This is a genomic window from Nitrospirillum viridazoti CBAmc (assembly GCF_000730165.1).
GTDB lineage: Bacteria > Pseudomonadota > Alphaproteobacteria > Azospirillales > Azospirillaceae > Nitrospirillum > Nitrospirillum viridazoti.
This window is the reverse complement of the sequence record NZ_CP022110.1, coordinates 1,304,851-1,326,809: the sequence shown is the minus strand read 5'-3', so window position 1 is coordinate 1,326,809 and position 21,959 is coordinate 1,304,851. Positions and strand designations below refer to the sequence as shown.

General features: G+C 66.9%; 21 protein-coding genes. 6 read left to right on the top strand and 15 right to left on the bottom strand.

From position 1 onward, the window contains the following. The first annotated feature begins 177 nt into the window (after positions 1–177). Positions 178–999, top strand: coding sequence for a DUF2189 domain-containing protein (locus Y958_RS06205; protein WP_244909394.1), 822 nt, complete (start codon positions 178–180; stop codon positions 997–999). 125 nt (positions 1,000–1,124) lie between these two features. On the opposite strand, the gene Y958_RS06200 is transcribed toward Y958_RS06205, so the two are convergent. From Y958_RS06200 to Y958_RS06190, 3 genes are all read right to left on the bottom strand, one after another. Beyond that, positions 1,125–1,628, bottom strand: a complete 504-nt coding sequence (locus Y958_RS06200) for a hypothetical protein (RefSeq protein ID WP_040849387.1) — start codon at positions 1,626–1,628, stop codon at positions 1,125–1,127. A 147-nt stretch (positions 1,629–1,775) separates the two neighbouring features. Further along, on the bottom strand, positions 1,776–2,285 hold the full coding sequence (locus Y958_RS06195) for a hypothetical protein (RefSeq protein WP_088871310.1): 510 nt from the start codon (positions 2,283–2,285) through the stop codon (positions 1,776–1,778). Then, entirely contained in the window at positions 2,272–2,841 is a 570-nt protein-coding gene (locus Y958_RS06190) for a DUF5655 domain-containing protein (RefSeq protein ID WP_211098552.1), read from the bottom strand. The genes Y958_RS06195 and Y958_RS06190 overlap by 14 nt, the downstream gene beginning before the upstream one ends. 92 nt (positions 2,842–2,933) lie before the next feature. Between Y958_RS06190 and Y958_RS06185 the strand changes: the two genes are divergently transcribed. Next, entirely contained in the window at positions 2,934–3,647 is a 714-nt protein-coding gene (locus Y958_RS06185) for a helix-turn-helix transcriptional regulator (RefSeq protein WP_088871308.1), read from the top strand. On the opposite strand, the gene Y958_RS06180 is transcribed toward Y958_RS06185, so the two are convergent. After that, positions 3,644–4,903, bottom strand: a complete 1,260-nt coding sequence (locus tag Y958_RS06180) for an FAD-dependent monooxygenase (protein ID WP_145727808.1) — start codon at positions 4,901–4,903, stop codon at positions 3,644–3,646. The genes Y958_RS06185 and Y958_RS06180 overlap by 4 nt on opposite strands. A 238-nt stretch (positions 4,904–5,141) precedes the next feature. On the opposite strand from Y958_RS06180, the gene Y958_RS06175 reads away from it, so the two are divergent. Next, the gene (locus Y958_RS06175) at positions 5,142–5,606 is read left to right on the top strand and encodes a hypothetical protein (RefSeq protein WP_088871306.1); all 465 of its coding nucleotides are present in this window, start codon (positions 5,142–5,144) and stop codon (positions 5,604–5,606) included. Positions 5,607–5,690: 84 nt separating this feature from the next. Here the strand turns inward: Y958_RS06175 and Y958_RS06170 are convergent, their stop codons facing one another. The 3 genes from Y958_RS06170 to Y958_RS06160 form a co-directional block, all read right to left on the bottom strand. Beyond that, positions 5,691–6,713, bottom strand: a complete 1,023-nt coding sequence (locus tag Y958_RS06170) for a LysM peptidoglycan-binding domain-containing protein (RefSeq protein WP_088871305.1) — start codon at positions 6,711–6,713, stop codon at positions 5,691–5,693. 131 nt (positions 6,714–6,844) lie between these two features. Next, positions 6,845–7,555, bottom strand: coding sequence for a cytochrome b/b6 domain-containing protein (locus Y958_RS06165; protein WP_211098551.1), 711 nt, complete (start codon positions 7,553–7,555; stop codon positions 6,845–6,847). Positions 7,556–7,562: 7 nt separating this feature from the next. Next, positions 7,563–8,066, bottom strand: coding sequence for a c-type cytochrome (locus tag Y958_RS06160; protein ID WP_088871304.1), 504 nt, complete (start codon positions 8,064–8,066; stop codon positions 7,563–7,565). 243 nt (positions 8,067–8,309) lie between these two features. On the opposite strand from Y958_RS06160, the gene Y958_RS06155 reads away from it, so the two are divergent. Together Y958_RS06155 and Y958_RS06150 are read left to right on the top strand one after the other, a co-directional pair. Beyond that, positions 8,310–8,894 (top strand): LOG family protein, encoded by a 585-nt coding sequence (locus Y958_RS06155; RefSeq protein WP_088871303.1) that lies wholly within the window; start codon positions 8,310–8,312, stop codon positions 8,892–8,894. A 242-nt stretch (positions 8,895–9,136) separates the two neighbouring features. Further along, a complete protein-coding gene (locus tag Y958_RS06150; RefSeq protein WP_088871302.1) occupies positions 9,137–10,360 on the top strand; it encodes an NADP-dependent isocitrate dehydrogenase in 1,224 nt (407 codons plus the stop codon). Between the two features lie 168 nt (positions 10,361–10,528). Here the strand turns inward: Y958_RS06150 and Y958_RS06145 are convergent, their stop codons facing one another. From Y958_RS06145 to Y958_RS06135, 3 genes are all read right to left on the bottom strand, one after another. Continuing rightward, positions 10,529–10,888 (bottom strand): GcrA family cell cycle regulator, encoded by a 360-nt coding sequence (locus Y958_RS06145; protein ID WP_004272076.1) that lies wholly within the window; start codon positions 10,886–10,888, stop codon positions 10,529–10,531. A gap of 417 nt (positions 10,889–11,305) precedes the next feature. Continuing rightward, positions 11,306–12,757, bottom strand: coding sequence for an NADP-dependent isocitrate dehydrogenase (locus tag Y958_RS06140; RefSeq protein ID WP_004272075.1), 1,452 nt, complete (start codon positions 12,755–12,757; stop codon positions 11,306–11,308). A gap of 225 nt (positions 12,758–12,982) precedes the next feature. Continuing rightward, complete coding sequence (locus tag Y958_RS06135; protein WP_088871301.1) at positions 12,983–14,176, bottom strand: vWA domain-containing protein; 1,194 nt, start codon at positions 14,174–14,176, stop codon at positions 12,983–12,985. Positions 14,177–14,412: 236 nt separating this feature from the next. Between Y958_RS06135 and Y958_RS06130 the strand changes: the two genes are divergently transcribed. After that, positions 14,413–15,720, top strand: a complete 1,308-nt coding sequence (locus Y958_RS06130) for an ABC transporter substrate-binding protein (protein WP_186291283.1) — start codon at positions 14,413–14,415, stop codon at positions 15,718–15,720. A 62-nt stretch (positions 15,721–15,782) separates the two neighbouring features. Here the strand turns inward: Y958_RS06130 and Y958_RS06125 are convergent, their stop codons facing one another. The 5 genes from Y958_RS06125 to Y958_RS06105 all read right to left on the bottom strand — a co-directional run bounded on the left by Y958_RS06125 (position 15,783) and on the right by Y958_RS06105 (position 21,868). Then, on the bottom strand, positions 15,783–17,261 hold the full coding sequence (locus tag Y958_RS06125) for a methyl-accepting chemotaxis protein (protein WP_088871299.1): 1,479 nt from the start codon (positions 17,259–17,261) through the stop codon (positions 15,783–15,785). A gap of 140 nt (positions 17,262–17,401) precedes the next feature. Further along, positions 17,402–19,093 (bottom strand): methyl-accepting chemotaxis protein, encoded by a 1,692-nt coding sequence (locus Y958_RS06120; protein WP_088871298.1) that lies wholly within the window; start codon positions 19,091–19,093, stop codon positions 17,402–17,404. Positions 19,094–19,469: 376 nt separating this feature from the next. Beyond that, on the bottom strand, positions 19,470–20,057 hold the full coding sequence (locus tag Y958_RS06115) for a hypothetical protein (protein ID WP_088871297.1): 588 nt from the start codon (positions 20,055–20,057) through the stop codon (positions 19,470–19,472). 204 nt (positions 20,058–20,261) lie between these two features. Continuing rightward, on the bottom strand, positions 20,262–21,026 hold the full coding sequence (locus Y958_RS06110; protein WP_088871296.1) for a hypothetical protein: 765 nt from the start codon (positions 21,024–21,026) through the stop codon (positions 20,262–20,264). Continuing rightward, a complete protein-coding gene (locus Y958_RS06105) occupies positions 21,023–21,868 on the bottom strand; it encodes an AAA family ATPase (RefSeq protein ID WP_088871295.1) in 846 nt (281 codons plus the stop codon). The genes Y958_RS06110 and Y958_RS06105 overlap by 4 nt, the downstream gene beginning before the upstream one ends. Positions 21,869–21,959 lie beyond the last annotated feature (91 nt).

Sequence of the window (21,959 nt, the reverse complement as noted above, 5' to 3'; positions counted from 1 at the left end):
GGGGCCGATGCTCCTCAGCGTCGGCACTGTGATGGTGGGCACACCCTGCCGCATTGACCTGCGTCAAGCCGCCATCCATCAACCTGGCGTATGGTTGGGTGAGTGACGGAAGGCCCGGCAAGAAGGCCTCCGGGACGCGGTTGGCATTGCAACCCCTGGGCGGAGCGGCACAAGGCCATGACGGCGATGACGGACGGGACCCTGATCCCGGTTTTCACCCACCCCTCACCCGCGGTGCGGCGGGTGCCGATGGACCGGCCCTGGCACTGGCTGCGGCTGGGGTGGGCCGACATGGCGGCGACGCCCCCCATCAGCCTGGGCTACGGCCTGATACTGGCGGCGGTGGGCTTCTTCGCCACGGCGGTGGCCATCCTGGACGGCTGGCTGGCCCTGCTGCTGCCGCTGACCGGCGGTTTCATGCTGCTGGCGCCCTTGCTGTCCGTCACCTTCTACGAGGCGTCGCGCCGGCGCGAGCGGGGCCTGCCGCCCGACGCCGCCGCCTGCCTGAACGCCTGGCGCGGCAACCTGTCCGGCATCGGCGCCTTCGGCGTGGTGCTGCTGCTGATGCACCTGTTCTGGGTGCGGCTGGCCACCCTGCTCTATGCCCTGATGCTGGGCGATGTGCATGTGCCGCCGGACGGCCTGCCCGCCGTGCTGCTGACTCCGGCGGCCCTGCCCTTCCTGATCGTCGGCACCCTGCTGGGCGCCGCCCTGGCGCTGGCCACCTTCACCATCAGCGTGGTGACCCTGCCCCTGTTGCTGGACCGCAACGTCGGCGTCCTCACCGCCGTCGCCACCAGCATCACGGCGGTGCGCGCCAGCCCCCGCGCCATGCTGCTGTGGGCCGCCCTGATCGCGGGGGCCGTGGCACTGGGCATGGTCACGCTGTTCATCGGCCTGGTGCCGCTGCTGCCCCTGATCGGGCACGCCAGCTGGCACGCCTACCGCGACGTGGTGCGCTTACCCGCCGCAATCACGTCAATCCCATCGGAGGCCTGAGAAAGAACCGCATGCCTCCATAGGATGCGACCGCATCCGCCGGACCTTTTCGGGGAGCGGCAACGGACTGAAAAGGGCGGATAGCCAAGGCGGCGGATGCCGCCGCCCGGCGATTGAGGGAAAACTTAACTGAACTGCAGCATGGACGGCGCCTTGTCGATGATCTCTTCCAGGATCATCTCGGCCGTCTCCAGCTCGCTGCGGATGGATTCGTTCAGGCGGCTGGCGTATTCGGGCTTGCGCAGTTTTTCACTGGCCTCATAAAGGCTGCGCAACTCCGTCACGAAGATCTCGCGGGCGCCCAGGGGCAGCACGGTTTTGGCCGACAGCACAAAGAAAAAGCGCATGCTGGCCCGCACCAGCAGGCTCAGCATCAGGGTGTCCAGCTGGGCGTAGCGCTCGCGCACATCATCCACCGGGCCGTCCATGCTGCGCAGGCGGCCTTCCACCAAGATGCACAGGGCGCGGAACTCCCCCACCTTGTTGCGGAAGGCGTTGTAGGCCTCGAAGCTGTCGCGGGCGGCGGCGGCTTCGGCCTGCTTGGCCAGCTGGGTGGATTCGCGCGCCTGACGCTCCAACGCGTCCAGCAGGCCCACCACTTCCTTGCGGGAATAGACACGTCTGACCACCGGTATGCCATCCTGTCGCTAGGGCACCGCACCCCTCCTGTATACCCAGGCTACCCGGCGGATCAAAGCGCCGCCGATGGACGGGCGGCATGCGCCGAAGGGGGCAGAAGGGGGCAGAAGGGGATGGATCCGCCTGGACAGCACTCATCACGGCGCCGGCGACAAGGTCCCCTCGGTGAACAGCGTGAAGGACGGCTGCGGCCCCGGCGGCGCGATCTCGAACCGGACAGCCAGGCGGCCGCCCGCCAGCCCCTCATATGTCAGGCGGAAGGTGGGGGCCGCCGGCGCCGGATCGCTGGTGAACTGGACGCGCCGGCCCGGCGCCAATTCCGTCACATGATAGTGGATGACGTGCCCAGCCGTGTCGAAGAAATCGGCGCGCAGGTGCCCGCCTTCCACATACATGGTCATGACCATGTCCAGGTCGCCGCCCTCGGCCATGTGGGTGCGGTCGCGGCGCACCAGCAGGCTGCCGTTCAGGTCGGGCCTGATTTCCGACGTGCCCCCCTGATTGGGCCGCGCACCAGGAGCGGAGTCGGCGACGCGTTCGCCCACCAGGAATGAGAGGGCCGCCAGCGACTCCGCCGCCTTCGCGGGGGGCATCAACGCCGCCACCATCAGCGCGGCCGCAGCCAGGCCGCGCTCAAACCGCCTCATCGTACGCCTCCTTCAGCCAGCCCAGCACTTCGGCATCCACGTCGGCCACGGCCTCCAGCCTCACCCGGTGGGTGAACATGGCGTTGAAACTGCCCGACGCCTCCAGCCGGCCTTGCGGCGGACGGGCCTTCAACACCAGGCCGAGGTCGAGGCGGGTGCGCGTCGACGGCTGGATCAGGGCGAACTGCTTGCGCCGGCGGATGCTGACATTGGCCTTCTTGGGCGCCACCTCGACGTCGGGCCCGACAGCCGTCACCGCCGCTACCAGCGCGTCATAAAGGGGGCGCAGCCCCGCCTTGCCCTCGAACAAGTGCGCCACGGGATCGTCGGCCGAGCGCGGTGTCGCGTCAGCCAAGGCACGCTTGGCGACATGGTTGGCATAGCCGTGGCCGAAGCCATGTTCCGCTTTCAGCCAAGTCACCATTTCCCCGTGCTTGGTCAGGCCCTGCGCCCGGATGCGCGCCACCCACACGGCCACCGGCTGCCCCGACGCCGCCTCGATGTTCCGTTCCATAGTCGCGATCGCGTCTTCCACCGACGCCATGGCTGCCCCCATTCCTGTTCCCTGCTTCGGCACCCGCACCGTCTTCCCGAGAGCCAGCGCCGTCATGCATTCTATGGTCAGCCTGTTGACAGCATGGTGGCAAGATGGCGCGTCGCGCGGAAAGGTTGTTGATCCTGCTGGACCTGCTGCGAGGCCGCCCGGTGGTGACGGCGGCCACCCTGGCGGAGGCCCTGGAGGTTTCCGCCCGCACGGTCTATCGCGACATCGAGGCGCTGCTGGCCGCCGGCGTCCCCATCCGGGGAGAGGCCGGTGTCGGCTTCAGTCTGGGCCAGGGCTATTTCCTGCCGCCCCTGACCCTGACCGAGGACGAAGCGGAGATCCTGGCCTTCGGCGCCCGGGTGCTGAGCATCTGGAGCGACGGCGCCCTGGCGGCGCAGGCGGAGATGGCGCTGACCAAGATCCGGGCCGTGCTGCCCAAGGCTGCCCGCGACAGCGCGGCGCGGGAGATCCTGTGGGCGCCCCCTTGGGTGACCCGCCACCCGCCGGCGGTGGACCTGCTGCAGTTGAAGCGGGCTGCCCAGCGGCGGCAGTACCTGCGCATCACCTATGAAACCCTGAACGGCACCCTGAGCGAGCGATCGGTCCGCCCCCTGTCGCTCAGCTTCTTCGGGCCTGTGTGGCTGCTGATCGCCTGGTGCGAATTGAAGGCGGACTTCCGCTGCTTCCGCTTGGACCGCCTGCGGGCTTCGGAGGTGCTGGACCAGACCTTCCGGGATGAGCCGGGCAAGCGCCTGGTCGACTTCCGCCGCGCCAAAGGCGAGGCGGTGGCGCGGGAGATGGCCGGCAGCAGGGTTTAGTCCAGCGCCGCCAGCCGCACCGGCCGCTCCTGGCGCGACACCGGCAGTTGCGACAGGGTCAGCGCGATGCGCCGCCGCAGGAAGGGGGTGCCGATGACCAGGGGCAGAATGTGCCGGCGCAGCAGCCGGCCCCACCAACCGTCGGCCAGCAGGCCCACGCGGGAAATCAGGTCGGTGCCCCGCAGTACGCCCCGCGCCACGGGCAGGCGGTCCTGGGCGTAGCGGTCCAGCACGCCCTCGTCCTTCCGCCCTCTCCCACCCCGGCGCAGCGCCTCCGTCAGGCGGGCGCCCAGGTTCAGGGCATCCTGGATGCCGGTGTTCATGCCCTGGCCGCCGGCCGGGCTGTGGATATGGGCGGCGTCGCCGGCCAGGAACACCCGGCCGTGGCGCAGCCGCCGCACCATGCGGTGGTGGATGGTGAAGCGGGTCAGCCAGGTGGCCTCCCCCAGCACCAAGGGCAGGCCGGACACGGCGCGGGCAAGCGTGCTGAAGGCGGCCAGGTCGATCTCCGCCTCCGGCACCGGCGGGTCGCCCTTGGGAATCACCACCAGGCGGCACAGCGTGGGATGGTCCGCATCCTTCAGGGGGAAGAAGGCCATGGCGCCCACCTCCGTACTGAAGAAGCGCACGGAGTCGTGGCCCAGATCCGCGTGGACCGGGCCCCAGTCCAGCGTCACGTCGGCCAGCAGGAAGGTGCCGGGATAGGAGCCACCGGCGAAACCGGCGCCCACCTGGTGGCGCACCACGCTGTGGGCGCCGTCGCAACCGGCGACATAGGCGGCGCGCACCAGCTCTATGCCGCCATCGGGCCGGCGCACCTCGCACTGCACGCCGTCGCCGTCCTGCCGCAGGCCGGCCAACTCATGGTTCCAGTCGACAGCCACGTTGAAGGCCGCCGCTTGCTCCGCCAGCAGGCGCTCCGTCTCTCCCTGCGGCAGCACCAGGACGAAGTTGTAGGGGCTGGGCAGGCCACCCAGATCCACCGGGATGGGCCGTTGGTCGCCCAGGTGGAAATGCACGGTGCGCACCGGCTGGCCCGTGGCCACCATGCGGGCCGGCAGGCCCACGCCGAATACATCCGACAGGGCCTCCAGCGTGCCGGCATGCACGCCCAGCGCCTTCGATTTCTGGGAGCGGCCCACCGCCTTGTCGATCACCCGAACGGGCACGCCAGTGCGGCCCAGCATGGCCGCCAGCGCCAGGCCCGTGGGACCGGCCCCCACCACCAGGACCGCCACATCCATATCGCTGCTCAAGTCCGCGTCCTCCCACCCGGTTCCCAGGAACTGGCCGCTTACTTCTTGTTAGTTCTCTGCCGATATGCTCCCGCTTCACGCGCGCCGCAATGCGCACCTTGGCAATAGGGCGCCTTCATTAAGTTCACAAAGGCGCCCGGGATTAAGGTGGACGGCCAACGGCGCCTGAGGGTAAGCATGATGCCGGTTTGTTCTGCTGCCGAACCGGCGCTAAAAGCATTGAGAGGGCGTTCAGTCAATGGAACAGGCGATCGTCACCGTCCAGAACCTCGCCGGCTTGGCGCAAAGCGCCCAGGCGGGCCTGCCGCTGGGCAAGGACGCCCTGCTGTTCGGCGAGGATGGCACGGTTCGCCTCAACCGCGACCGTTCGCCCTCACGCCATCATTTCTGTCTGGACGGCCTGCTGTTCCACGTCTCGATCACGCCGCAGGATGAAAGCACCCTGTTCCAGATTTGGGCCGAGGTCGGCTTCCTGCCCTATACCATCGAGGCGCCGGAGAAGCGCGCCAAGCTGCAGTCCATCCTGCGTGCCACGGCCAGCCTGCGCACCGCCCGCTTCATCGTCGACGAACAACAGAAGGTGCTGGTGCTGAGCCAGCAGGATGTGCCGGGCCATGTCAGCCTGACCGACCTGATGTACGAGACGGTGCAGTTCATTCAGGAGGCGCGGCCCTACCTGCGCATCTTCGGCAGCTATTTGTAGCACCGGCTTGTGACACCGGCGCCCAGCGCCCGAGCAAAAACGCCTCGGAGATCGGTCCCCGGGGCGTTTTCTTTTGCGGCACGCTCAGTGATGCCCGCCGGCACCCGCCTGCCCGCCGTTCGCCTGGCCGCCCCCCGCTTGGCCGTTGGTCGGCAGGATGAAGATCTGGCCGGGGTAGATCAGGTTGGGGTCGCGGATCTGGTCCTGGTTGGCGTCGAAGATGGTGGTGTACTGGATGCCCTCGCCATAGAGGTGGCGGGCCAGGGTCCACAGGTTGTTGCCAGCCACCACCACCACGGCGCGGCTGTCGCTGTCGGCGATGGGCTGGCGTTCGAAGGTCACCTCGGCGCGGGCCGCCACCTTGCCGTCGGCCCCCACCTGATCGACGCGCAGGGTGTAGCGGCCGGGGTCGACCAGGCGTTCCGGGGTGATGGACCAGCGGCCCTGCAGGTCGGCCGTGGCGTGGCCCACCAGCGTGTTGTCCAGGTACAGCTGCACCTCCGCCTTGGCCGGCGCGTCGCCGCCCACGGTGACGGCGCCGGCGCGGTTGTAGTCGATGGTGTCAATGGCGACGGTCAGCGACTTGTCGGTCTTGACCGGGCTTTGCAGCACGCGGCTGCCGCCCCGGCGCGGGGTGACGACGGCCAGGGCGCCGCCGGTCTCGTTCTGCTTGCGGCCGGCGATGTCGCGCTTGGCGTCCGGCACCACCAGGGTCACCGTCTCATCCGCCGTGACCTCGGCGCCTTCCGCCGTCTTCATCTTCAGGGACAGGGTGCGGGAGCCTGGGGTCAGCGCCTGGGTGGGGGTCAGCACCCACTCGCCGCGCTTGTCGGCGGTGACGGTACCCAATTCCTTGTCGCCGTCGGAGATGGTGACGGCAGCGCCCGGCATGGCACGGCCGGCGATGACCGCCGTGCCGTCGGGGCTGACGCGTACCACATCGAAGGTGGGAACCGCGCTGGGGCCGGACGGGGCCTCGGCCACGGCCGGGGCGGCGGTTTGCGTCGTGCCGGCGGTGCGGTCGGCCTGCATGTGGGACAAGCCCCAGACCAGCAGCGCCAGCGCGCCCACGCCGACGACGGCGGCAATGACCTTGTTCTGCGTCACAGTCGGTTCCTTTGTCATTGTCCCGGCGGCTGACCCCCGGCCGCCGGTTCATGAGCCCCCCAGTTGACCCTGGGTGCCGTCCCGGAATAGCCCGGTGGCACCCGCGCGATCAAGCCTGGAAGATCGCCGCGTCAGGCGAAAACGACCAAACCCGCCACCAAACCCGCCGCCACCGCGGCCAATAGGCCCGCCCGCCACAGCGGAACCCAGCCGTGGCCCACGTCGCTCTCCCCCGCCCCATCGCCGGGCAGGAAGGTAAGGCGTTTCCACCCCGTGACCATGGGGCGCACCAGGTTCTCGCGCTTGACCAGCAGATAGAACAGCACCGCCGCCACGTGGACGGCGACCACAATCTGGATCAGGCTGAAGTTGGCGTGGTGCAGCCGCCGCGCCAGCTTGGTGGCCGACGCGCCGACGCGGTGGGCCAGCGGCCCCTCCTCCATCCCGTCGTCATCCACGGCGAACAGGCCGGTGCCCACCTGGGCCAGCAGCACCAGCAACAGGACTACCACGGCCCAGCCGCCCAGCGCGTTGTGCCCGCGCTGCGGTGGCAGCGGGCCGGGGCTGGCCACGTGCCGCACGTGGCTCAGCACCGCCGCCGGCCCCTTCAGGAAGCGGGCGAAGCGCGCCTGGTCGCTGCCCATCACCCCCCAGAGCAGGCGGAACAGCAGCAGGGCCAGGGCGGCGTAGCCCAGCTTGAAATGCAGGGCCAAATCGTCGTGGGTGGCCGTCCACCACAGCCCGGCCAAATCGGCGACCAACAGCCAGTGGAACAGCCGGATGGGCAGGTCCCAGATGGGGATGCGCTCCCCCAGGCCCCCACCCTGATCCTCGGGCGCCACGCCCGGCTTACTTCTTCTGCCGGTAGGTCTCGTGGCATTGCTTGCAGGTGCCGCCCACGGCCTGCACCACCTGGCCGATGGCGGCCTTATCGGCGGTGGCCGGCAGGGCCAGGATCTTGTCCAGCGCCTGGGCCAGGTCGGTGAAGCCCTGGCGGAACTTGGCGTTCTCCTGCCAGATCACGGGCAGGGCCTCGCTTTCGCCCACGCCCACGGCCGTACCCTCGGTGAACTGGTCGGGCAGGCCCTTGGTCACGGCCTGCATGGCGGCGGCGGCGGCGGCCACGTCCTGGGCGGTGCCCTTGTCGTCCTTCAGGTAGCCCATGAAGACCTTCATGCCGCCGCCCAGCTTCTTCATGTCCTGCTGGCGGGCCTTGACGATTTCCGCCGGGTCCAGCGCGGCGTGGGCGACGCTGCCGCCCAGAAGGGCGGCGGCCAGGGCCAGGCCGGCGGCGACACGCACGGCGGAACCGGCGCGAAAGGCTTGCGGGACATCACGAAAAGCACGCGGCATTCTTCTCTCCTGCCCTGATTGTAACCACTTATCTCTATGGCCTTGCCCGCCACCCGTCCGGGTCGCCTAATGCCATCCGCCGCCTTGCACGGCCTGCCGGATGGCTTGCAGTCGGCTCGCAAGGATGGTGTAACGGGCCGTCACCCGTCCGGCAAGCCCCGCTGGCGGTCATCGGGACGGCGGCCCCCGGGCGGGGATCAGGTGGGTAAAGCCCATCCCGCCCGTTCCATAAGGATGAGAGGAATGTCCAAGGTGCGTAGCGTCTGTGTCTATTGCGGGTCCTCGGGCCAGGTGTCGGAGGAATACAAGAAGGCCGCCCACGACCTGGGCACTCTGATCGGCAGCGCCGGCCTGCGGCTGGTCTATGGCGGCGGCCGCGTGGGCCTGATGGGCATCACCGCCGACGCCGCCCTGGCGGCCGGCGGCGAGGTGGTGGGCATCATCCCCGACCACATCCAGGTGCGCGAGGTCGACCACGGCGGCCTGACCGAGCTGCACGTCGTGGACAGCATGCACACGCGCAAGCGCATGATGGTGGAGAAGTCCGACGCCTTCATCGTCATGCCCGGCGGCCTGGGCACCCTGGACGAGGCGTTCGAGATCATCACCTGGCGCCAGCTGGGCCTGCACGACAAGCCGGTGGTCATCGCCAACATCGACGGCTACTGGGATCCGCTGCGCGACCTGCTGACTCACATCCGCGCCACCGGTTTCGGCCGGGGCGAGATCGAGAGCTATTTCACCTTCGTCGACAGCGTCCACGCCATATTGCCGGCCCTGCGCCGCGCGCCGGACGCCCTGCAGAAGATCGCGGTGGAACGGCTGTAGCCGGTTTCAAGGGCGGCCGGCCCCGGTTCCATCGGGGGGACACCGTTGCGGGGACCGCACGCCGGTTCCCCGCCCCGCTTGCTTGATCGCCGGGCCCGAATGGGCTCTTATACCGGCCGTCCGATATACTGGCCGCCAATCGCGGTCGTTTCTTACCCGGGAAACGGTTCTGGCATATCGAGGCGCGCTCAAACGCGGCGCCGGTTGTCATAAAAATTACCTATACGCAGAAGGCATTGAGAATGCAGAAGATCAAGGTTGCCAATCCCGTCGTCGAGCTTGATGGCGATGAGATGACCCGCATCATTTGGCAGTTCATCAAAGACAAGCTGATCCTGCCCTACCTCGACATCGACCTGAAGTACTTCGACCTCGGCATCGAGCATCGCGACGCCACCAACGACCAGGTGACCGTGGACGCGGCCGAGGCCATCAAGAAGTACGGCGTGGGCGTGAAGTGCGCGACCATCACCCCGGACGAGGCCCGCGTGGTCGAGTTCAGCCTGAAGAAGATGTGGAAGTCGCCCAACGGCACCATCCGCAACATCCTGGGCGGCACCGTCTTCCGTGAGCCCATCATCTGCAAGAACGTGCCGCGCCTGGTGCCGGGCTGGACCAAGCCCATCGTCATCGGCCGCCACGCCTTCGGCGACCAGTACCGCGCCACCGACTTCAAGGTGCCCGGCGCCGGCAAGCTGACCATGACCTTCACGCCCGACGACGGCGGCGAGGCCATCACCTACGACGTGTTCAAGTTCCCCGAGGCCGGCGTGGCCATGGGCATGTACAACCTGGACGAATCGATCGCCGGCTTCGCCCGCGCCTGCTTCAACTACGGCCTGCAGCGCGGCTATCCGGTGTACCTGTCCACGAAGAACACGATCCTCAAGGCCTATGACGGCCGCTTCAAGGACATCTTCCAGGAAATCTTCGACGCCGAGTTCGCCGAGCGCTTCAAGGCCAAGGGCATCGTCTACGAGCACCGCCTGATCGACGACATGGTCGCCTCCGCCCTGAAGTGGGACGGCGCCTTCGTCTGGGCCTGCAAGAACTACGACGGCGACGTGCAGTCCGACACCGTGGCCCAGGGTTTCGGCTCTCTGGGCCTGATGACCTCGGTACTGCTGACCCCCGATGGCAAGACCGTGGAGGCCGAGGCCGCCCACGGCACGGTGACCCGCCACTATCGTGAGCACCAGAAGGGCCGCCCCACCTCCACCAACCCCATCGCCTCGATCTTCGCGTGGACGCAGGGCCTGGCCTATCGCGGCCAGTTCGACGGCACGCCGGAGGTCACCAACTTCGCCAAGACGCTGGAGAAGGTGTGCGTGGAGACGGTCGAGTCCGGCTTCATGACCAAGGACCTGGCCATCCTGATCGGCCCTGACCAGCCGTGGCTGACTACCCAGGACTTCCTGGCCAAGCTGGACGAGAACCTGCGCAAGGCCATGGGCTTCGCCGCCTGAGGCTTGCCAACGGTTGCGATGTGACAGAGACGCCGGGCGGCACCCACCGCCCGGCGTTTTCTTTTGGCTGGCGCGTATTCGGATCTCGCGATGTTCCACCAGCGCCAAAAGCAAAACCCCCGCCGTCGCCGGCGGGGGTTCGCTTAATTCCGTGCGAGGACCAGTGCCTCAGGCCATGACCAACTTGCGTTCGTCATCCCGCTTCTTGGCGGGCTGGTAAGCCATCTGCGCGTGCTCACGGCAGTAGGGCATGCCAGGCAGCGAGGGGCAGCCGCAGAAATGGAAATCGGCGTGCTTGGGATCGCCCACCGGCCATTTGCACATGCGCTCGTTCAGCGACAGGATGGTGGCGCCGCGCGTGGGCTTCTTCTTGATGGGCGACGGCCGGCCCGAGAGGCCCAGCCGGTGCGCCTTGCCGATCACCGCGTTGCGGGTCACATTGCCCAGCAGGTCGGCGATCTCGCTGGCGCTCATGCCCTGGCCCCACAGCTGGCGCAGGCGCTCGATACGCTCGTCAGTCCAACTCATCGACGCTTTTTCTTCTTCCATCGAAGCCCTCGCTCCTTAGCCCCCGAGATCGGCGGGCGCGCAAAAACATGCCGTCACCGCCGAGCGTCCCGCTCCAGCAGTCGATACCGGGAAATTTCCCATCAACAAGATTTGGTATCGAGATGCGTGTGACACTACCAAACTTGCCAAAGCCTGAACAGGTGATTCCGACTCGTTTTTGGGCCGTGGATACAGAATCCACACCCAAGATCCGCAGGCAGCCTAGGGAAACCCACCGCCCCTCTCCTTAGTGGGTATATCCCAGGCACAGCCACTATTCCTAGCGGGGCCACTCTCGTTCATCCCCTATTAAAGGGGAGTTAAGAGGGAACGGGCGCCCCCTAAAATGGCGACGGGCATGGGATCACTCCCATGCCCGTGCCGTTTCACGCAACCTTACTGGCCGGCGGCGGCGGAGAAGCCGTTGGCGCCGTCGAAGGTGTAGAGGTTGGAGCTCTGGACGAAGTCCAGGCCCTCCTTGGCGACGCGGGCCAGCAGCTCGGCCACCTGGCCGTGCTTCAGCTCATCGGCGCCGTCGGCCATGACACGGCAGCGCCAATGGTCGGTGCAGAAGGTTTCCGGCGCGCCGTCCGGCCACACCTTCTGGCCGCGGTTGGACACCATCACCAGCTTCAGGCCGGCGGGGATCAAAGGCTGGAACAGCGCGGCCATATCGTCGCCGGTGCCGCCCTTGCGCTCCAGGAACACGTCCACGCCCACCAGCTTCTTGGTCTGGGCCGGGGCGCCCTTCAGGGCGATGCCGCTGAAGCTGCTGGCGACGCCGGCGGGATAGCTGGCGGGCACCAGGGTGGCCGGGCGCTCGCCCAGGCGATCGACCAGGTTGGCGGCGAAATCGCGGGTGCCGATGCGGGCCTTGCTGACGCCGCGCTTGAAGATGTCGACGGTGTGGATGCCGTCCTCGATCATCTTAAGCCAGGCGTTATGGATGCGCTCGGCCGCTTCCGACTGGCCGATGTGGACCAGCATCATGACCGAGGCCAGCAGCAGGCCCGACGGGTTGGCGATGCCCTTGCCGGCGATGGTGGGGGCGGAGCCGTGGATGGCCTCGAACATGGCGCACTGGTCACCGATGTTGGAGGAGCCGGCCAGGCCGACCGAGCCGGTGATCTGCGCGGCGATGTCGGAGATGATGTCGCCGTACAGGTTCAGGGTGACGATGACGTCGAAGTGCTCCGGCGTGTCCGCCAGGCGGGCGGCGCCGATGTCGACGATCATGCTCTCCGCCTCGATGTCCGGGTACTCGGCGGCGATCTCGTCGAAGACCCGATGGAACAGCCCATCGGAGATCTTCATGATGTTGTCCTTCACGAAGGCCGTCACCTTGCGGCGATGGTTGGCCCGCGCGTATTCGAAGGCGTAGCGGATGATCTTCTCCGACCCGGGGCGGGAGATCAGTTTCACGGCCTGGGTCACGTCCTGCGTCTGGCGGTATTCGATGCCGGCGTACAGGTCTTCCTCGTTCTCGCGCACGATGACCACGTCCATGGACGGGTGCTTGGTGGCGACGAAGGGGGAGTAGGAGACGCAGGGGCGGATGTTGGCGTACAGGCCCAGGGCGCCGCGGATGGTCACGTTCAGCGACTTGTAGCCGCCGCCCTGCGGGGTGGTGATGGGGGCCTTCAGGAACACCTTGGTGCGGCGCAGGCTGTCCCAGGCGCTGGGCTCCATGCCGTTCATGATGCCCCGGCGATAGACGCTCTCGCCGATCTGGATTTCCTCATACTCAAGGTTGGCGCCGCTGGCGGCCAACACCTCAAGGGTGGCGTCCATGATCTCGGGGCCGATACCGTCGCCGCGCGCGATGGTGATCTTGGTCGGAGAATTCATCTTCTCTTTCATCCTTGGCACTAGCACCTTTCCCCAACCATCGGGGGACATGGCGCGGTTTTGGGGGCGCGGTTTGGGGCACGGTCTGGGAAGGCCGCCCGCGTCCGGCTCAAAATTTTTGAGCCCGCGCGGACACTATGCCGGGATGCCCGGCGCGGCAACTGTGCTTTGGGCGTCCCTGCCCCCCTGCACTTGCGTGGGTGGGCGCCAAGAAACGTTAATAAATCAATGGCTAAGTTCCCGCATGCCCGCCTCCAGCCCCTGCAGGGTCAAGGGATACATGCGGCCTTCCATCAAATTTTTAATCAGGCCGATGCTGGCGGTGTAAGGCCAATAGCCTTCGCTGACCGGGTTCAGCCAGATGGCGCGGCGGTAGACGTCCAGCAGACGCCGCAGCCACACCTGCCCCGCCTCCTGGTTCCAATGCTCCACCGCCCCGCCGGCGTGGGTGATCTCATAGGGGCTCATGCTGGCGTCGCCCACGAAGATCAGCTTGTAGTCCGCCGGGTAGGTGTGCAGCACGTCGAAGGTCGACATCTGTTCCGTGCGGCGGCGGCGGTTGTCCTTCCACACGCCCTCATAGACGCAATTGTGGAAGTAGAAATACTCCAGGTGCTTGAACTCGCCCTTGGCGGCGGAGAACAGCTCCTCGCACAGGCGGATGTGGTCGTCCATGGAACCGCCCACATCCAGGAACAGCAGCACCTTGACCGCGTTGTGCCGTTCGGGGCGCAGCTTCAGGTCCAGGTGGCCGGCGTTGGCCGCCGTGGCGCGTATGGTGTCGGGTAGGTCCAGCACCTCGGCCGCACCCGTGCGGGCGAACTTGCGCAGGCGGCGCAGCGCCACCTTGATGTTGCGGGTGCCCAGCTCCACCGTGTCGTCCAGGTTGCGGAACTCGCGCCGGTCCCAGACCTTCACCGCGCGACGGTGGCGGCTACCCTCTTGCCCGATGCGCACGCCCTCCGGATTGTAGCCATAGGCGCCGAAGGGCGAGGTGCCGGCCGTGCCGATCCATTTGGACCCACCCTGGTGGCGGCCATGCTGTTCCTTTAGGCGCTGGGCCAATGTCTCCATCAGCTTTTCCCAGCCGCCCAGGGCCTGGATTTGCGCCTTCTCCTCCTCCGTCAGGTGCCGCTCGGCCAGCTTGCGCAGCCATTCCTCGGGCAGGTCGCGCGCGGCGACATCGCTGCCCTCTCCGCCCGCCGCCCCTTCCAGTCCCTTGAAGACTTGGCCGAAGACGACGTCGAAGCGGTCAAGGTTGCGCTCATCCTTCACCAGGATGGTGCGGGACAGGTGGTAGAAGTCCTCCACGCTGTAGCCTGCGACATGCGCGGACATGGCCTCCATCAGGGCCAGATACTCCCGCAGGGTCACGGGAATGCGGGCCTGGCGCAGCTGGAAGAAGAAGGTGCTGAACATGGGGGCCAGTCTACGCGACGCCGGGCCTGGGGGCCAGGGGCGCCGGGCGGCCTAATTCCACCCGGATTTCTATGTAGGATTGGCCGCACCCATACCGTATAGGTAGCATCCCTTCCCCGGCCTCGCGCTCCGGTCCCAGTTCGCGGCCAAAAAGTCCCCTGCCCAAAGTTCCCCTGTCCAAGGTTATCCAGCATGATATCGAAATGGCACAGGACAGGCGGGGCGGGGGCCGTTGGATGGTAGCGGTCACGCGCCGGCAGGGCCGGGGGCCGGACGGCGCCGCGGGCCTTCTTCTCTGTCTGGTCCTGGTCCTTTGCCTGGCTTGCCCGGCACGGGCCGGCCACCTGACCATCGACATGATGGTGGGCAGCCGGGACAAGCACACCGCCTGGGCCGCCCTGCTGGACCACTTCGCCGCCGCCAACCCGGACATCCAGATCACCCATCGCGAAGTGCCCATGGACCTCTATTGGCAGCGGGCCGGCGCCAAGGCCGGCGGGCCCGACGCGCCGGATGTCGCGTTCTGGGATTCGGGCAAGGCGCTGCGTGACGGCTATGCCCAGCGGGTGGTGGCGCCCCTGCCCCCGGATCTGGCCCGGCTGGTGCGCGACCGGTTCAGCCCGCCGGCGGTCGACGCCGTCACCGTGGGCGCCAAGGTCGTGGCCGTGCCCCTGTCGACCTACCCCTGGGGCTTCTTTTACCGCAAATCCCTGTTCCGGCGCCTGAACCTGGCGCCGCCCCGCACCTGGGAGGATCTGCTGGCCGTGGCAGCGCGCCTGAAGGCCGCGGGGGTCACCCCCTTCGCCTATGGCGCGCAGGAAAACTGGCCGCTGTTCGCCTGGTTCGACTACCTGGACCTGCGCCTGAACGGACTGGACTTCCATCGCCGCCTGCTGGCGGGCCACATCCCCTTCACCGACCCGGCCGCGCGCGCGGTGATGGCGCGGTGGCAGCTGCTGCTGAACCGGGGTTACTTCCACGCGCCCCAGCCCGGGGACAGTTGGCGTGAGACCCTGCCCTACTTCTATCACCAGCAGGTCGGCATGCTGTTGCTGGGCGGGTTCGCTGCCATGCACTTCTCCCCCCTGGTGCGCGACGATGTGGGCTTCTTTCCCTTCCCCACGCTGACCTCCGGCATGCCCCGCTACGAGGACGTGCCGCAGGACGTGCTGGTGGTGGCGCCCCGGGCGGCCGCGCGGCCCGAGGTTCAGCGCTTCGTGCGCTTCCTAGCGGAGACGGCGGAACTGGACCGCTTCAACACCGATCTCGCCATGGTGTCACCGCTGCGCGATGGGCAGGGGGAGACGGGGTCCGCATCGGCGGGCGCCGGCACCTTCTTCGAGAACGCGGGGCGCCAGGTGCTGGAGGAGGCGGCCGGGTTCGCCGCCTACTTCGACCGCGACGCCACAACGCCGCTGGCCGCGGCGGCCGGCGGCGTCTTCCGCCGCTTCATGGCCCCGCCACACGACATCGACGCGGCCCTGGCAGAGCTGGAACACGCGAGGACGGAGGAGACCGGGGTGGTGCTGTTGGGCGGGCACTGAGATCGCCAAGGGCGCGGTCCCCTCAAGGCCGCGCCGCCGGCATCCAGACTCCAAACCTGTCGTCAGCGCACGAGCACCTGGGCCGCCTCCTTGGTCTTGTCCACGGCGGCGGCGACCTGGCTGATGGCAGCGGAAATGGCCGTGACGTTGGTCGTCACCGTGGAGACGGCGCTGGAGGCGCTGTGCATGTTGGTGGACATGCTGCGGGTGACGGCGCTCTGCTCCTCCACGGCGGCGGCCGTCCCGGACACATGCTCACGCACGATGGAAACGGCGTCGCGAATGGCGTTCAGGGCTCCGGCCACCTCGGCGGAGGTGGACTGTATCCCCTCGATTTCACCCGAAATCTGCTCGGTGGCCTTGGCCGACTGGTTGGCCAGGTTCTTGACCTCGCTTGCCACGACGGCGAAGCCCTTGCCCGCCTCACCGGCGCGGGCCGCCTCGATGGTGGCGTTCAGGGCCAGCAGGTTGATCTGGCCGGCGATGTTGTTGATCAGCCCGACGATACCGTTCATGGCCTGGGCCGCCGCCGCCAGCCGGTCGGTGCTTTCGCCCACCTGGATGGTGCGGTCGAAGGCACTGTCGGTGGCGGTGCGGGCGCGCGACATGCTCTGCGAAATCTCGGCGATGGAGGCCGCCAACTCCTCGGCGCTGGCCGCCACCATCTGCACGCTGTTGGCCGTGGTGCCCGCCGCGGCCCCGGCCGACGAGGTCTCATGCGTCGACTTTTCCAGCGCGCGTTCAATCTCGCCGAAGTTCTGGTCGATCAGGACCTTCAGGTTGTTCAGGAGGTTGACCTGGGCCGTCACGTCCACGGCGAATTTCACGACCTTGGTCACCTGGCCCTTTTCATCGAAGATCGGGTTGTAGGCACCCTCGATCCAGACGGCCTTGCCGGACTTGGAGACGCGCTTGAACTGCGCGGCCTTGAACTCGCCGCGTTTCAGCGCTTCCCAGAACTGGCGGTACTCCGCCGTGGCGCCGTAGTCGCGGTCTACGAACATCTGATGGTGCTTGCCCACGACCTCGTCCAGTCGATAGCCCATGACCGTCAGGAAATTGTCGTTGGCCTTGGTGATGATGCCGTCGGTGGTGAATTCGATGACCGCCTGCGACCGCCGGATGGCGGCGATCTGCCCGGCGTAATCCAGGTTCTCCAGCCGCTCCTTGGCGTCCGCCCATTCGACCACGAAGCCGATGCGCCGGCCGCCGTCGTTCAGCGGCGTGACCAGCAGGTCGAACTGGTGGCTGGCCACCTTGATGGTGGCGGCGTGGGGCTTGGCCAACTTGGCCAGCATGCCCCGCTGGTGCGCCGGGTTCTTATGGAAGATGTCGATGTTGCTGCCGACCAGGCGGTCCACGTTGAGACGCGGCAATTCCTTGCGCAGGTCCTGCTCCACGTCCCGCAGCAAGGCGACCACGGATGGATTCACGTAGACGATATTGAGATCAACGTCCGCCACCATCACCTTGGCGCGCAGCGCGCTGAGCGCCGAAATCTGGCGGTTGATGGCATCATTGTTTTTAGAAAATCCGAACATCTCTATCCCCGCTTTCCTGTTATGCCGCCGTGTTCCCGCCCAAGAAGTCCGGCATCGTGGTAGTTCATGGCACCCGGGGCGGGCCGCGTTCATTCAGGAACGCCGCCCACCCCAGGCCCTGGTTCAAGTCATTCCCCGCCTTACGCGGCGCGGATCTCCCGCAGGAAGGTGTCGACCTGCTGTTTCAGCAGTTCGCCGTTCTTGCTGAGATCGTTGGCCGCCGTGTGCACCTCCCCGGCGGCGCCGCCGGTCTCTTGCGCCGCATCGCTGACGCGCGAGATGGTCTGGCTGACATCGTTGGTTCCCTGGGCCGCCTGCTGGACGTTGCGCGTGATCTCATTGGTGGTGGCGGCCTGTTCCTCCACTGCCGAGGCGATGGTGGTGGCGGCCTGGTCCACCTGGTTGATGATCTCGACGATACCTTGGATGGACTTGGCCGAGGTTTCGGTCGCCGCCTGCATGCCGGCGATCTGCGCCCGGATTTCCTCCGTGGCCTGGGCCGTCTGGGTGGCCAGGGACTTGACCTCGGACGCGACGATGGCGAAGCCCTTGCCGGCATCGCCCGCCCGGGCCGCCTCGATGGTGGCGTTCAGGGCCAGAAGATTGGTGCGGCTGGCGATGTCGTTGATCAGGGTCACGACTTCGCCGATGCGCTGGGCCGACTGCATCAGGCCCTGCACCTCCTCATTGGTCCGCCCCGCCTGGCCGACGGCGCTGGAGATCATCTGGCTGGACCGCGAGACCTGCAGGGTGATTTCCTGGATGGAGGCGGACAGTTCTTCCGTCGCCGCCGCCACCGTTTGCACATTCTGCGTCGCCTGCATGGAGGCGGCGGCAACGGTGCCCGCCTCACGCGCCACATGGCCGGATGAGGAATTCAAGGTCTGCGCCGTGGCCAGCAATTCCGTGGCCTGGGCCGTCACGCCGTTGACGATGCCACCCACCCGGCTTTCGAAGGCGCCGGCCAAGTCCAGCATCGCCTGCCGGCGTTCCTTCTCCGCGCGCTGCTTCAGCGCCTCCTGCTCCGTCCGCAGCCGGTCCGCCTCCTGCATGTTGTCCTTGAAGACAGCGACGGCCCGGGCCATGCCGCCGACCTCATCCTCGCGGTCCCGGGCCGGCACCTCCACCCGCGTGTCGCCATCCGCCAAGCGCTGCATCACGGCGGTCATGCCGACGATGGGTGCAGCCACCAACCGGGTCAGTCCCCAAGCCATGACGACGGCGAGAAGGATGGACAGGCCGCTGCTGACCAGCGCGACGGTCATGGCCGTCGTGAGCGCGTCGGCCTGGACCGTCGCCCGCTGTCCCAGCAGGTCGCGCTCCACCTTGTCGATCTCCGCCACCTTGGCGCGGATGGGGTCCATGTGCACCTTGCCGATGCCGCTGGCCGCCAGCTTGCGCGCCTGCTCGATGGTTTCCGGCTTGGCCATCAGCCCGATTTCCTGGTTGGCCACCTCCTGTAGCCAGGACTGCTCCAACCGGCGCAGGTCATCCAGGCGCGCCTGCTGCACGGGGTTGTCCGCGGTCAGGGACTTGACCTCCGCAAACGCTGCCTCGAACGCCACCTGGCCCTTCTGGTACGGCTCCAGGAACTTGGCGTCGGCGCCGATCAGATAGCCGCGCAGGCCCGATTCCCGATCGACCATGGCCGCCATGGCATGGCCAAGCCGTTCCAGCACCTTGTAGGTATGGTCGGTCCACTGCGTCGTGTCGCGAATGGTGGACAGCGCCCGGTAGTTGATGCCCGAAGCGATCAAGGTGATGGCGACGATGATCGTGAAAGCGGCCGCCAGCTTGCGCCCGACTTTCATGCTGGAAAGGAAGTTCATCATCTCTAGCCTGAGGAGTTAATATCTTAGGCCGGATGATCACCTAAGCCGCATTAACAAAGTGCTAACAGCCCGCTTCAATCCAAGTACATCCAGCATATACCAAAGCATAGCATGGGGTATCCGCACCGGCAACTCAGGAAAATTATTGAAATCATGAGCACAATATTCTGATCATATACTTGATAGCATACAATAGTAATTATACAACCGATTGCATCTCCTGAGTATTCAGCGGCCTGCGTTCGCAGTAAAAATTGCATATTGGATAAATTAGCCAGCGGGCATGCTACCGCATCGAAACGGGCACGACCCGCTCAAGCTCCCGCGCCGCGCTGGGGCCGGCTCGCCACCCAGCGCACAGCCCTATGCTTTGCTTTCAGGGGCTCTGCGTGTCCGCCTCGGGACGCAGCAGACGGGCCATGCGCGCGGGTGATGGTTCCGTGGGGTCGCGATAGGCGCGGTGCAGGGCTGCGACCGGGCGGTAAGCGCTTGCGGCCAGGCTCTGGCCGATGACGATCAGCCGGGCGACGGCGGCGGTCCGCATCCGATCCCCCCGCACCGCCAGGTCAGCCGGCAGCCCCGCCAGCAGGGCACCGGCATAGTGGGTGTAAAGCCCCAGATCGCGCGCCCCGGCCAGGCCATCGAAGGCCTGCGGCCTCCAGGCGGTATCGCGCGTGGGCCCAGCCGCGACCGGCGTTTCAGGGGCAGGCACCGACTTGCGCGTCCACAGCGCCTGGTACCCCGCCGCGCAGGCGGCCGTGGGCACCGGCGCGGGGTGCGCCGGCATCAGGCCCAGCATGCGGGCGAAGGGGGGAAGCCGGTCCACCACCGGGGCGGCGTTCACGGCGTCGGCGCACACCATCTCCAGTCCCAGACCGGCGCCGGCCTGGGCGACCCGCGGCACCGCCGCCAGCCCGCCCAACACCAAGGCCACCATCCACCGCCGCACGATACCGGCACCCATGACCGCAACCCTTCGCCCGCTGTTGAGACATCAACAGTGTTAGCGCAAACAGGCGGGATGCGCTGTGACGAATGTTGCAGCGCACACAAGCTTCGGCGCGGCATCTGGAAGCGCGCCATGTCAGTCACCTGATTTTTCTCGCCTCCGTCCCTTCAACCCACAGGCCGTGCTGGGAGGTCTGCTGCGAACGCAATGGCGGGCCGGTCAGTGGGCGGCTTTGTCCGGCGGCATCCGGGTATAGAAGCCGGAAAACCGGACGTTCATGCCACCACATCCACTGTTATCGGAAAGGATGATGTGGTCCCCATAGGTGATCAAACGGACACTGCAGTCATAAGTGTCCCGGTCCTTCACCCCATAGTCCACGGTATTGCCGACGGGCACGCCGGTGTCGTCCAATTCTCCGGTGTGGGGGACATCGTCGCCCTCCCAGACGGCTTGCCCCGTGATCCTCAGCGTATCCCCTTCCCAGCGGAGGGTGATCTCGGCATCGGCATCGCTCGTCCGCCAAGTTCCTTCCCAGAACTTCCTCGGCACCGGCATCGTTTGAGGTGGCACTACCTCCACCTGCTCCATCGGAAGCCACCCAATGATGAGCTGAAATTTGCGCGGCACGTAGAAGCCAGCGCACACGAAGCCCGGCTTCTGGTTGAAGAGAACGACGTGGTCGCCTGGAATGACGTAGGACTGACCTGGTAAACGGCAGGCCGGCGATGGGCCCGGACAGTGCCCTCCAGCGCCCACGTCATTTTGGAAAAATGCCTTGTCATGGCCAATGATTCGTCCGTTCGCCATAGCTGGCGCCGGTTGCTCCCTATCCGTTCCCTGCACCCCGAAACAGTAGTCCTTGTCTTCCCCGGCATAGGCCGGAACAATGGCGGCCAAGACGACCCACAGGCCAAGCGTCATGGCCAGCAGGAAAGCAAGCCGAGGAGCCGACGGCCACACTGCCGCCGTGACGCGGCTCAATCCCGTTCCCGCCGCGCCAGGAAGGCCAGGCGCTCGAACAGATGCACGTCCTGCTCATTCTTCAACAGGGCGCCGTGCAGCGGCGGGATGGCCTTCTTGGGGTCGCGCTGGCGCAGCACCGCCGGGTCGATATCCTCGATCATCAGCAGCTTGATCCAGTCCAGCAGTTCGGAGGTGGAGGGCTTTTTCTTCAGGCCCGGCACCTCGCGCACCTCATAGAACAGGGTCAGGGCGTCGCGCAGCAGGTCTTGCTTCAGATTGGGGAAGTGCACATCGACGATGCGGGCCATGGTTTCCGCATCGGGGAAGCGGATGTAATGGAAGAAACAACGGCGCAGGAAAGCGTCCGGCAGTTCCTTCTCGTTGTTGGAGGTGATGATGACCACCGGCCGCTGCCGCGCCGTGATGGTCTGCCCCGTCTCGTAGACGAAGAATTCCATGCGGTCGAGTTCCTGCAGCAGGTCGTTGGGGAACTCGATGTCCGCCTTGTCGATCTCATCGATCAGCAGCACGGGGGCCATTTCGGCCTCGAACGCCTCCCACAGCTTGCCCTTGCGGATGTAGTTGGCGATGTCGTTGACGCGGGCGTCGCCCAACTGGCCGTCGCGCAGGCGGCTGACGGCGTCGTACTCGTACAGGCCCTGCTGCGCCTTGGTGGTGGACTTCACATGCCATTGCAGCAGCGGCCGGCCCAGGGCGTTCGCCACCTCCTGCGCCAGCACGGTCTTGCCCGTGCCCGGCTCCCCCTTCACCAGCAGGGGGCGCTGCAAGGTGACGGCGGCGTTGACGGCGACCCGCAGGTCATCGGTCGCGACGTAGTTTTCCGTCCCCTGAAATTTCATATTCGTGTTCCCTCAGGCGCCGGGCGGGCGCATCCGCGCCCTTGGCTTATCCTCGATTTCCAGTCCACTGCGTTCCCCGGAAATCTCCGGC